General features: G+C 49.6%; 13 protein-coding genes. 8 read left to right on the top strand and 5 right to left on the bottom strand.

All coding sequences use genetic code 11. The features are described from left to right. Nucleotides 1-311 precede the first annotated feature (311 nt). Both BGX12_RS04470 and BGX12_RS04465 read right to left on the bottom strand, forming a co-directional pair. Nucleotides 312-494, bottom strand: a complete 183-nt coding sequence (locus BGX12_RS04470) for a hypothetical protein (RefSeq protein ID WP_109734888.1) — start codon at nt 492-494, stop codon at nt 312-314. A gap of 60 nt (nt 495-554) precedes the next feature. Further along, nucleotides 555-752 (bottom strand): hypothetical protein, encoded by a 198-nt coding sequence (locus tag BGX12_RS04465; RefSeq protein WP_109734887.1) that lies wholly within the window; start codon nt 750-752, stop codon nt 555-557. 169 nt (nt 753-921) lie between these two features. Between BGX12_RS04465 and BGX12_RS15460 the strand changes: the two genes are divergently transcribed. Beyond that, on the top strand, nt 922-1,164 hold the full coding sequence (locus BGX12_RS15460; RefSeq protein ID WP_158527086.1) for an RHS repeat-associated core domain-containing protein: 243 nt from the start codon (nt 922-924) through the stop codon (nt 1,162-1,164). A 66-nt stretch (nt 1,165-1,230) separates the two neighbouring features. After that, nucleotides 1,231-1,722 carry a hypothetical protein gene (locus BGX12_RS04455; protein ID WP_109734885.1) on the top strand — a complete coding sequence of 164 codons (492 nt, stop codon included), beginning with the start codon at nt 1,231-1,233 and terminating at the stop codon, nt 1,720-1,722. A 204-nt stretch (nt 1,723-1,926) separates the two neighbouring features. Here BGX12_RS04455 and hflX read toward each other — a convergent pair whose 3' ends face one another. Further along, the gene (hflX, locus tag BGX12_RS04445; RefSeq protein ID WP_109734883.1) at nt 1,927-3,246 is read right to left on the bottom strand and encodes a GTPase HflX; all 1,320 of its coding nucleotides are present in this window, start codon (nt 3,244-3,246) and stop codon (nt 1,927-1,929) included. A 120-nt stretch (nt 3,247-3,366) separates the two neighbouring features. Between hflX and BGX12_RS04440 the strand changes: the two genes are divergently transcribed. Genes BGX12_RS04440 through BGX12_RS04430 form a run of 3 tightly spaced genes read left to right on the top strand, consistent with a single transcriptional unit; the run spans nt 3,367 to nt 6,160 of the window. Next, complete coding sequence (locus BGX12_RS04440; RefSeq protein WP_158278164.1) at nt 3,367-3,948, top strand: fibrobacter succinogenes major paralogous domain-containing protein; 582 nt, start codon at nt 3,367-3,369, stop codon at nt 3,946-3,948. A 33-nt stretch (nt 3,949-3,981) separates the two neighbouring features. Further along, nucleotides 3,982-5,049 carry an ABC transporter permease gene (locus BGX12_RS04435; RefSeq protein WP_109734881.1) on the top strand — a complete coding sequence of 356 codons (1,068 nt, stop codon included), beginning with the start codon at nt 3,982-3,984 and terminating at the stop codon, nt 5,047-5,049. Continuing rightward, nucleotides 5,042-6,160 (top strand): ABC transporter ATP-binding protein, encoded by a 1,119-nt coding sequence (locus BGX12_RS04430; protein ID WP_233246251.1) that lies wholly within the window; start codon nt 5,042-5,044, stop codon nt 6,158-6,160. The genes BGX12_RS04435 and BGX12_RS04430 overlap by 8 nt, the downstream gene beginning before the upstream one ends. Before the next feature lie 325 nt (nt 6,161-6,485). Here BGX12_RS04430 and BGX12_RS04425 read toward each other — a convergent pair whose 3' ends face one another. After that, nucleotides 6,486-7,175: an NAD-dependent deacylase gene (locus BGX12_RS04425; RefSeq protein WP_109734879.1), complete on the bottom strand. Its 690-nt coding sequence runs from the start codon at nt 7,173-7,175 to the stop codon at nt 6,486-6,488. A 9-nt stretch (nt 7,176-7,184) separates the two neighbouring features. Further along, entirely contained in the window at nt 7,185-8,564 is a 1,380-nt protein-coding gene (locus BGX12_RS04420) for a M20/M25/M40 family metallo-hydrolase (RefSeq protein WP_109734878.1), read from the bottom strand. A 156-nt stretch (nt 8,565-8,720) separates the two neighbouring features. Here BGX12_RS04420 and BGX12_RS04415 point away from each other — a divergent pair, with 156 nt between their 5' ends. The 3 genes from BGX12_RS04415 to BGX12_RS04405 are packed head-to-tail and all read left to right on the top strand — an operon-like array spanning nt 8,721 to nt 11,277. Further along, nucleotides 8,721-9,908, top strand: coding sequence for a dihydroorotate oxidase (locus tag BGX12_RS04415; RefSeq protein ID WP_109734877.1), 1,188 nt, complete (start codon nt 8,721-8,723; stop codon nt 9,906-9,908). Nucleotides 9,909-9,928: 20 nt separating this feature from the next. After that, nucleotides 9,929-10,483 (top strand): hypothetical protein, encoded by a 555-nt coding sequence (locus BGX12_RS04410; RefSeq protein ID WP_109734876.1) that lies wholly within the window; start codon nt 9,929-9,931, stop codon nt 10,481-10,483. Nucleotides 10,484-10,515: 32 nt separating this feature from the next. After that, complete coding sequence (locus BGX12_RS04405) at nt 10,516-11,277, top strand: thioredoxin-like domain-containing protein (protein ID WP_109734894.1); 762 nt, start codon at nt 10,516-10,518, stop codon at nt 11,275-11,277. The last annotated feature ends 39 nt before the right edge of the window (nt 11,278-11,316 follow it).

Genomic DNA, 11,316 nt, shown 5'->3' with positions numbered 1-11,316 from the left:
TGTAGATGTAAAGATAGCCTACGAATGGGAATCGGAATCGAGAGAATCATCTAGCAAGGCTGCCTAAATGCTTCCACACATGTTGATGATGCCTCATTTTAATGCTTATTTTCCCTGTTTTGGGAATATTATTCTCGTTATTGGATCTTCTTGGTGTGTTTACTGCATAAAAGCTGATAAAAAGGTGGACTATGGCGTGATTTAATAAGAGGGTTGTAATCCCTCCGAAAAACAAAGGGATCCATAAGTAGAAACAAAAACCAGGGTCGCGCCTTCATCGGTGCGGCCCTTTCAAAGTTACAGTGCCTTGATTACAGCAGTTCCTGAACCCAATTGGGCAATATCTCGGCGTACTGTTTATACAAGGTTCCGTCAACCATTCTGCAAATCAGCTTAGGCAACTGATTGTCGACGGAATTGTCGTAGATGTAAGCTCTGTCTACTATGGAGATTGCGACGGCAGCATTCGCTAGTGACTTGTAGTAGCGGGTCACGAAAAGAAAAATCGTATGAAGAATCTGGCGTCTTTTGCCTTGCGTATGAATTCAAGCCGCTCATAGCAAACCAAGACGTAATTTTTTCTGGGCGATATTTGAAGCGACTTCTGCACGCATACGATCCATAGCCTCTTCTGCCTTGCGGGAAGATTCACATGCTGCTGCACCGACCTTTTCCATAAGGGCTTCCAGCATTTCGTCGGAAGGCTCCTCCATGGATGATAGCCTGTATTTTTTCAGTTCTTCATCTGCCATGTCTGTAAATATATGAAAAAATGTGATGAGTTACTACACTGTTTTGCCCAAGAACCTGAAAATTTCTTATGATTGGAGAGGAATGCCGGTGGAGTTCAGGATGGAAAGCAAATCAGGAAATGTACTTGAGAATACGCGTAGTTGCAGTAGGGACAGTGTCAGGGTGCTGATGGCATACGACGGTTCCGGCAGACGCGTGTCCAAGACCCGTGAGCGCAAGGAACGTGACGACGAGACCGAGCTGAACTTCTTCGGCGCAAGATATCTGGATCCAATGCTTGGATTGTGGATTTCTGTGGATCCGGCCCGTCAGTTTAGCAGTCCGTATCTGTATGCGGGGAATGGCGTTAGCCCAATAGTAGTGGTAGACCCAGATGGGAACGTTGCTGTTGAAGATATATCAATTGAGTAATTCTGTTTTTTTAGGGTTGCTTGTAATTAGTAACATGATGACTTAATAACAGAATGGAGTGATGAAATGCAGTCAGTAAAAGATGATCTTAAGGAATTTGAAAAAGATGTTCAAAAATTAACTCTTGATGAGTTAGATTTGTTTCGTCATAAATTAAAAAAAACGGATGAACGCGTTGTGGTCATTGAAAAAAGAATTGATGATTTAATTTGTGAACAGTTTAAATCCGGAGAGCTAAATAAACGGTTGGAACAAAGATATAAATCCCAAAAGAGAATCACAACTCTTGCTGTGAAAATAGTCTGTGCTATACTTTTGATTATTGCCTTTTTTTCTTATTTGAAAGGGTGGAAACCATATGAATCATTTCGTGCTTTTTGTGTTGGTTGCGCTGCATTGGTATATGGTGTAGTTTCCATTGTTGAGAATCGTTTTAGTTTCCTTTTTGATCTCTATCACAGAAAAGCTTATCCTACAAAATATTGGTTAAGTGTTTGCTCTTTGTTTATTTTAGGATTCTTTTGTATAGTTGTCTTGGGCCTGCATGGACCTAAGTGAAATCAAAAACAACTTCGTGTACGATTTCGAGGGTAATCTCATCGAGGACCGCTCCAAATCCCTGAAAATCTCCTATGATTGGAGAGGAATGCCGGTGGAGTTTAGGATGGAAAGCAAATCAGGAAACGTACTTGAAAATACGCATAGTTGCAGTAAAAAACAGGGCCGTACCTTCAATGGTGCGGCCTTTTGTATTGATGGATTTTAGACTTCGTAAATCCCAGGTTCTTTCCAGTCTTCGTTACGGTTGCTGTTGAAGCTTTTGTCGGAAACGCTTTCGGCGGGGTGGGCGGGCCAGGGCGATTCCACTTCTTCCTTGATCTGGGCGGCAGCGGCTTCGCGCTTCTTGTGCCAGGCGGCCAGCTGTTCCTTGAAGGCTTCTCGAAGGCGTTCCATGCCGATGTTTTCCTTGGCGCTGACCTGAATTGCCTCGGGATAATTTTCCAGCAGTTCGTTACGGCGGGTTTCGTCGCAGGTTTCCACCTTGTTGAACACGCGGAGGCGGGGCGTTTCGGGGCTGATAATGCCCTGCAGCGTCTTGTGGGTCACTTCCAGATGTTCCCGGTAGTCGGGGGCGCTTCCGTCAACCACCTCAAGGATGCAGTCGGCGTGGGCGGCAACTCCCAGGGTGCTCTTGAAGGTTTCAATCAGGTTGTGGGGGAGCTTGCGGATAAATCCCACAGTGTCAGACAAAATAATGTTCTCGCCTTCCAGGAACAGTTTACGGGTCGTGCTGTCCAGTGTAGCGAAAAGCTTGTCTTCCACATAGACGTCGGCGCCGGTCAGGCGGTTGGTGAGGGTGGACTTGCCTGCATTGGTATAGCCCACGATTCCCAGATGGAAAATGTCGTTGCGGTTCTCGGCCTGCTGCTCCCGGGCGTCCTCGATCTTTTCAAGTTTCTTCTTCAGTTCCTGGATTCGCTTACGGATCATTCGGCGGTCCGTTTCCAGCTGGGTTTCGCCAGGGCCCTTCGTTCCGATACCGCCGTTATGCTGGCGGCATAGGTGAGTCCACGCACCTGTCAGGCGGGGCATCATGTACTGCAGCTGGGCCACTTCCACCATGAGGCGGCTTTCGGCAGTGACCGCATGCTTTGCAAAAATATCCAGGATAAGTCCGGTGCGGTCCAACACCTTGATGCCGGGCAAGCGTTGCTCCAGGTTACGCACCTGGGATCCGCACAAGTCGTCGTCGAAGACCACCATCTTGGCGTCGTTTTCTTCTAGCGCCCGCTTGACTTCGTTCACCTTGCCTTCGCCAATGAGGGTGGCTGCGTTGAACTGCTGAACGCGCTGCAAGAAACTTTGCACCACTTCGGCACCGGCGGTTTCTGCCAGGCGACCAAGTTCCGCCAGCTGTTCTGTAGCGAGCCAGGGACGAATTTTTGGCGTGGCTATGCCTACCAGAATGCATCGTTCTTTCTGAACCTTGTTTTCTTTAAGGCCTCGTTCGCCTCGGCTACCGGCCCCTCGGTTGAATTCCGGGTCGTTACCTCGGTTTCTCTGGTTATCTTGTCTACGCACTAGGTGTTCCTATTACATTCTTTTTCGTTCAGCACTAATATAGTATTGTGCAGGGAAAATGTTTCTGTTGCAATAATTATATTGTAGCCCATGGGTTTTATGTCGTTACATCGTGTTTTAGTGCTTTTGTTGATTTTCCCGTTCATTGCGTTCGGTGCTTCCAAGGTAGTCAAGAAAAATGAAGTCAAGGATTCCCGAGACAAGCAGGTTTATAGAACCGTAAAAATTGCCGGTAAGACTTGGCTGGGGGATAATCTGAATTACAACTCCGAAGGCTCGTTTTGCCTGAAAGATGAGGAAGACAACTGCGCCGCTTACGGAAGGCTGTACACCTGGGACGCCGCCCAGGTTGCGTGCCCCGCCGGTTTCCACTTACCGTCCCACGAGGAATTTGAATCCCTCTGGACGGCCGCCGGTGCGGACTTCAATGCCGGTTATCTGATCAAGACCACTTATGGCTGGAAAGGCAATACCAACGGTAATGACACTTTGAAGTTCGGTGCCATGGCTGCCGGTAACCGTTTCGATGACGGCACCTATGGCAATCAGGAAAAGTTTGCCTTCTTCTGGACTTCCGATGACAAGCTGGATGGCATTCCCGGTGGAAGCGCCCGTGTGTGGTATTTGACCAACAAATCCATGGCATTTAGCTATACCAGCAAGCCCAAGGATTTCGGCTTTTCTGTCCGTTGTGTCAAGTAAGGGGAAAAAACTGAATTACTATATTGCGAGACAATGAAAGTACGCCTGACCACTGAAACGAAAAATCGCCTGAAGCGCTTCCGCAAGAACAAGCGCGCTTTCTGGTCCTTGATCGTTCTGATGGTGGCTTACTTGCTGTCTCTTACCAGCCCCTGGACGGTGAATGATGAACCGCTGTACATGAATTTCAACGGTAAGTCCTATTTCCCTGCCTTCGCCCGCTATAGCGAAAAGGACTTTGGGGGCACATACGAGACGGAACCGGATTACGCCTTGTTGATTGCCGATGCAGAGGAATGCAAGGCCGATGGCTTTACCGGTTCGAACTGCGATGATATCTGGACTATCATGCCGCCTGTTCCTCACGATCCCCTGAAAGCTGATCTGGACGATGACGGAACGCCTCCCTATGCACCTAGCGGTAAGCATTGGTTGGGAACGGATAGCAATGGTCGCGATGTGCTGTCCCGACTGATTCACGGTTTTAGAATTTGCATCAGTTTTAGCTTGCTTTTGACGGTTCTGGGGACGTTTCTCGGTATTGTCATTGGCGGTATTCAGGGGTATCTTGGCAAGTTCTGGGATACGGGCATGCAGCGCATTATCGAAATTTGGTCCTCGCTGCCCATGCTTTACGTGGTGATTCTTATCGGCAGCATTTACGGCCGCAGTTTCTGGCTTCTGATTTTAATCATGGCCGCATTCAACTGGATTTCCCTGAGCTACTACATGCGTGGCGAATTCCTGAAATTGCGTAATATGACCTACGTCCAGTCGGCCAAGGTTCTGGGACTTGGACATCGTCACATTTTCTTCAAGGAAATTCTGCCAAACGCCATGACCCCAGTGGTGACGCTTTTCCCCTTTACTCTGATTGGCGGTATCGGTAGCTTGACTTCTTTGGATTTCCTGGGTTTTGGCCTGCAGCCTCCTACTCCTAGCTGGGGGGAACTCATGAGCCAGGGCTTGAACAATCTTTATGCCCCCTGGATTTCCGTCAGCACCGTCCTTGCGCTTTTCGTTACCTTGCTTTTAACCACCTTCGTGGGGGAAGGTGTCCGCGATGCCATGGACCCGAAGTCCGGAGACCGCTATGAGTAAAATGCATCGCGTTATGAACGTCGCTCCAGTCCTATCGGTGAGAAATCTTTCTGTTGCCTTTGGATTTTCTAAAGGTAAGAAGGGGACATTCGTCTGCAAGGAAGGGAGTCCCCTGCAGGTGACCGATGGTGTTTCCTTTGACATTCACAAGGGCGAGTTTTTTGCCTTGGTAGGGGAGTCTGGTTGCGGTAAGAGTGTAACCGCCATGAGCATTTTGAGACTGCTGCCTCAGCCCAGTGCCCAGATTGTCAGCGGCGAGGTGTTCTTTAACCGTTCCGTCATTCAGAGCGGCTCCTCTTCTGAGGAAGACTCCAGTGCAGTGGACTTGGTCAAACTGTCTATTGCTGAATTGCAGAAGATCCGTGGTTCTGAAATAGCCTGTATTTTCCAGGAACCCATGCAGGCTCTGAATCCTGTGCTGCCTATCAAGAAGCAACTGCTTGAAGTCTTCAAGTACAATTCCTCCGCTTCGAAGATTTCTGGTGATGCGCTCGCCACGATTCGTGAACAACTGAAGGCCGCGGGCTTTACGGATCCTGATCGCGTGCTGGATTCCTATCCCCATGAACTTTCCGGTGGTATGCTCCAGCGAGTATGCATCGTCATGGCGCTGCTGGCAAACCCTAAGCTGATTATCGCCGATGAACCGACCACTGCGTTGGATGTGACCGTCCAAGCCCAGGTGCTTGCCGTGCTGAAGGAGATGGCTTCCAGGTCTGGTACCGCAGTCCTTCTCATTACTCATAACATGGGTATCGTCTCGCAGTACGCCGACCGAGTGGCGGTCATGTACGCAGGTCGCATTGTGGAGAAGGGCGCTGTGGATGACGTCATTAACGAGCCCTTCCATCCCTATACAAGAGGCTTGCTGGCCGCCATTCCCGAAAGCCACAGCCAGATGAAAAACTTGAAGTCTATCCCCGGTTCAGTTCCCCATCCTCGGGATTTTGTATCGGGTTGTCGCTTCGCCGATCGCTGCGAATGTTGCATGCAAAGCAATCCTGAACTTCAGGCCAAATGCCGTTCAGCAGAACTTCCCCCGAAGTCAGACAAGTGCGGTCATTGCGCCTTCTGCTTTGCTTCCTTGACGGATGTGGGGGCGGGAAACTAAGAAAAGCAGGGGCTAAGAAGCAAGGACTAAGAAGAAAGGACTAAACCTCTGAAAATCAGTGTTTAGTCCTTTGGATAAACGACGACGTAAGGACTAAACTTGCGGAAATTCAGTGTTTAGTCCTTCCTCCAGCTTTCCTCGAAGGACTAAATAATCATATCCAATGTTTTAGTCCTTCCTCCGCACCATTCATCAAGGACTAAAATGTCAATTCCGGTGATTTAGTCCTTTGCTGAGCCAGATTATCCTGAAACTAGCCCTAGCCAAATTATCCTGAAACCAGACCTAGCCAGATTGTCCTGAAATAAGGTCTGAGTCGAGTATGCTACTTGAAGTTCTTGCACCATTCTGGTACGATGACGCTTGCTTTGCCCTCGATGCAGACGTCCGTATAGGGGTCGCTCAGAGGAACTTCCAGGTTCAGGCAGGTGACCTTTGCTCCGTGGGAATGTGCGTAGCTCTTGAAGCCTGCTGCCGGATAAACCACGCTGCTGGTTCCGATATAGACGAATTCCTCGCATTCGGAAAGAGCCTGCTGGATTTCTTCCATGTAGTGAGGAGTCTCTTCGAAGAATACGATGTCCGGACGGCTCATTGCTCCGCAGAAGGGGCAGATGGTATCCATGGTTTCGTCGGTATAGTAGTTAAAACGATGGATAGGATTTCTTTCGCAGCTGAGGCTCTTCAGGGAACCGTGCATATGGAGCACCTGACGGCTTCCGGCACGTTCGTGAAGATCGTCTACGTTTTGGGTCACCAGCAGGAATGCGTCCCCAAGGCGACGTTCCAGCTCCACCAGGGCGTAGTGTGCCGCATTAGGCTGATGGTCAGCCAAGCCTCTACGGAGGAAGTTGTAAAAATCCTTCACTCGCTTGCGGTCACGCTGGTAGCCGCGGGGAGTGCAAACATCTTCGATGCTTTCATGTTCCCACATGCCGTCGTTGCCGCGGAAAGTACGGAGTCCGGATTCTGCGCTAATGCCTGCGCCTGTCAGTACAACAAGTCGTTTTTTCATGGCATCCTCCTAGCAAAGACCTTCAAAGAACAGGGCTTCCGCCAGGATTCCTCGTTCAAAGTCGGGTAGGTAAAGACTTTCGTTTTCACCGTGAGCGTTGCATTCCGGATCTTCAAGACCCGTAAGTAGAATAGGAATGTCACCGAAGGTGTTGCGGAACAGTTCTGCTCCAGGAATACTTGCTCCGCACCCAATGAACTTGGTGGGGCTTTCGTAGGCGGCTGCCATGGACTCGCTCATCAGCTTGAAGAAGGGATGGCTGGTGTCCGTGACGAAGGGGTTTGCGCCGTCTTCAGTTGCAATTTCACAGGTGATTCCGTAGGGAACCAGGCTCTTGATAAAATCAACCAGCAGGTCGGTGCAGCGGTCTGCGTCCATGCCTGGCGCAAGACGGATGCCGATGCGGGCATAGGCGCTGTCCTGTAGTACATTGCCTGCGTTCTTGCGGTTGCCCACTTCCATAGCGGTAACGGTAATGGAGGGCCTACGCCAGTTGGCCAGAAGAATTTCATCTTCGGGGACCAGGAGCCTTGTTTCCGGCAGGATGCCTCCATCATTTCTGAAGATCGCTTCTGTCATGCCAAGGCTCTTGTAGGATGCCAATTCCTCTGCAGTGGGGGGGACAATTCCGTCTTCGAAGTGGGGGATAAGAATGTTGCCATTACCGTCGGTGAGACTCGCGATGATTCGACAAAGAACCTGAGCCACGTCAGGAATGGGTCCGGACCAGGATCCTGAGTGGAGTGGAGCCTTGGTGGATTTCAGTTCCACGGAAATGGCGCTCATGCCACGGAGGGTGGTGGTAATGGAGGGGGTTCCCTTGGCGAAGTTTCCGAGGTCAGCAACAATCACGGCGTCGCACTTCAGAAGAGGGGCGTATTTCTGAAGGATCTGGGCAAAACCTGCACTTCCGGATTCTTCTTCGCCTTCGATGATAAACTTCAGGTTCGGTCCCTGCTCCTTCTTGGATGCGCGGACCAGTTCGAGAGCTGCAAGATGGGTAATGATGCCGGCCTTGTCATCGGCAGTGCCGCGTCCAAAAAGACGTTCTCCATCGGCGCTGAGAGTCGCTTCAAAGGGCTTGGTGTTCCACAAGTGCTCACGCATGGGGGGCTGGACGTCGTGATGGGCGTACAGCAGGATGGTGGGCTTGGTGGGATCTGTCAAACTTTCACCATAGACGGTGTGGCGACCACTTTCAGGTGTCAGGAACTGGATGTTCTCGAGGCCTGCTTCCTCAAACATTCTCTTGACCGCTTCTGCGCTATGCTGCACGTATTTCTGGTCAAAGTTGTCAAAACTGATGGACGGGATACGAACAAGACTGGACAAGCGCTCGATATAGCTTGCCATATTATCGTGTACAGTCTTCTTAAGTTGTTGATCCATAGGACTTTTCGTTCTTAATTTACTCTATTTTTCTAAATAGAAAATAGTAAAGAAAGGGTTGAATGTATTTGTCTTTCAGATATTTTATATCTTTATAGGCAGAGTTTAGCCCCAATGGTGATTAAAGTCACTTGTCTTAAAAAAGGGATCCCTAAAATGGCTTTTAAATGCGTCAATCACGAATATTATCTGCGCTCTAGTGACCGAGTTTTGGCTTTTATCCGAAAGGTATTTCACAACAATCCGGAATTTAGACATGATTCCCTGAAGCATGCTGCCAGATTCGCACCCATTATTCCTTTCATGAGCGGTCGTCCGGACAAGAGGAAGACTTTGAAGAGGGTCATTACTTTCCCGGATCATAGCAACTCCCTGTATTTGGGTTGCCCCATTATCCTTGCCGCTGGCGCCAACAAGACTGCAAAACGTATCTGCGACTACGCCAATATGGGCTTTGGGGGGATTTCCGTTGGAACCGCTACCCGTAATTATCGCGAAGGTAACACTCATCGTCCGCGAATTGGCTTCCTGGAAGAGGATCGTGCTATCCATAACAGCATGGGCCTGAATAACGAAGGCGTGGAAGTGATTGCAAGCCGTGTGGACCAGCAGCTGACCAAGGCTCACAAGGTGGGCATGTGCGTGGGTGTTTCCGTTGCCGAAACCCCGGGCCTTACGGATGAAAACGAAAAGCTGAAGGATGTGGTGGAAAGCTTCTCCATCGCCTATAAGGCGGGCGACTATATCGAAATCAACGTGAGCTGCCCCAATACGGGCGAATCCCGCGTGGATATGGACTTGACCCTTACGGAAAAGATCTTTACCGAAATTATGAATTTCCGTAATTCCCAGACCTTGCGCAAGGCGGTGTATGCAAAGATCAGTCCGGATCTTTCTGAACGTCACTTGGTGAACATCATGGACATGCTGGTCCGTTGCGGCGTGAACGGCGTTGTTGTGGGCAACACTTATCCGACTAAGAAGATGAGTGAATTACCTGTTCAGACAAAGTTTGAAGACCTGACTCCGCTTCGTGCAGATGGTGACTGCGGTGGTATGTCTGGCCGTCCCCTTTATGAAAACATGATGTGGAACGTGAAGTACATTCGCGAACACTATCCCCAGATGAGTGTCATTGCCTGTGGTGGCATTGACCATGGCTTCAAGATCTATGACTTGATCAAGCTGGGGGTGGATGCCGTGCAGTGCTACTCCGTGGTGGCTTTCCGCTGGATGGCTGCTCATGCCATGCGTAAGGAGCTGGAAGTGGCTCTTGCTGAAGAAGGCTACAAGACTTTGCAGGAATACGATGACCGTAATCCTAAGGTCACCAAGCTTCAGTAATCTTGTCTGAGGGGCTTAGGTTGAGACTGCTGTTTGTCATTCTGGCTTTTACCGTGTCCGCCTTCGCAGGTTTTTTCCTGGAAGAGGACGTTCCCTCCAAGAAGGCCGCCAGGGAAATTCCTCCCTTGCGTTTGGGGGGCGCTTTTGACGTTGGTTTTTACCTGAACTCTCCGGATGTGGGCGTAGATCTATCCGTAGAGTACCGCCTTCACAAGAGCCATTCCCTGGATTTATATCTGGGAACGCTTTTTGGCGGTGAAATGTTCGAGGCGGGCGTCAGCTGGAGATTTTTCTTCATCAATAGTCTGGATGAAGCGGGACACGATGATTACTTGCGCCTGAGTATTTCCGACACCTATTTTGAATCCGATGGTGAAGCTGTTTTCCCTCCTAGGATATCCGTTGGTTATGGTCGGGATTTCATGCTTTTGAAGGATGCTGATTTCCTTTGCCGTCTGGAAGTAAGGGCTTCGTACCTGCTGATAGAACCTTATTCCGAGGAGGCGAACAACGGGCTATTTCGTGAAACGACCCACTTTATTTTCAATGTGTCCTTTGGGGTATTCTTCTTCTAGAGTTCTGAACTATGCTTCATAGGGTCTTCAACATGAAAAAAATTTCAGTATTGCTTTTGCTTCTTGCTTGTTCCGCTTTCGCTACCCCTTGGCTGGGGGCGACATTTAAGCGGGTGACTCACGAGAACCATCTTGCACTTCGGATTATTGGTGTTCATCCGGAATCCGGTTGCTTTACTGCAGGTGTTGTGGCGGATGACCTGGTGGTTGGTATCCAGGGGAAGGTCCTGACGGACATTTCCCAGGTTCAGGAAGCCGTTTCCAAGGGGAAGGCGGGCCAAGTGATTAAGGTTGATGTGGTTCGTGGGGATAAGAAACTCAACTTGAAGGTGAAGCTTACGGACCGCCCCGATGATATCAGCAACTTGACTGGTTCCGCGATTGGCAGCAAAATTGCCAAATTTGGAGAGAATTTCTACCAGAATGGCAATAAACGTCAGGAAAAGCCTAAGGCCACCCTTCTGGACTTCTGGGCGACCTGGTGCGGCCCTTGCCGTAAGACCCTGCCGGTCCTTGCAAGCGTTTATAACAAGCATGCCAAGGATGGACTGGAAATTATTGGAATTTCCAATGAAGATTTGAAAACCTTGAACGCTTTCTATGGTCAGCATGCCTCTCCATACCCCCTTTATAGGGATGCTTCCCAGGATTTGTGGCGCCGTTATGGGATTCGTGCTGTTCCCACTTTGATGCTTTTGGACCAAAATGGCTATATCAAGCAGGTCTGGAGTGGCGCTCCTAGCGAGGCCATGGTGGAAAAGTTGGTTCTGGAAGTGATTCAGGAGGCCCGTTAAGGCTTCGTAAAGATAAATTAAATAGACTGTTGGCCTATT

Source organism: Fibrobacter sp. UWR4 (assembly GCF_003149045.1).
In the GTDB taxonomy this organism is placed as follows: Bacteria; Fibrobacterota; Fibrobacteria; order Fibrobacterales; family Fibrobacteraceae; genus Fibrobacter.
This window is presented reverse-complemented; position numbering and strand designations above follow the sequence as displayed.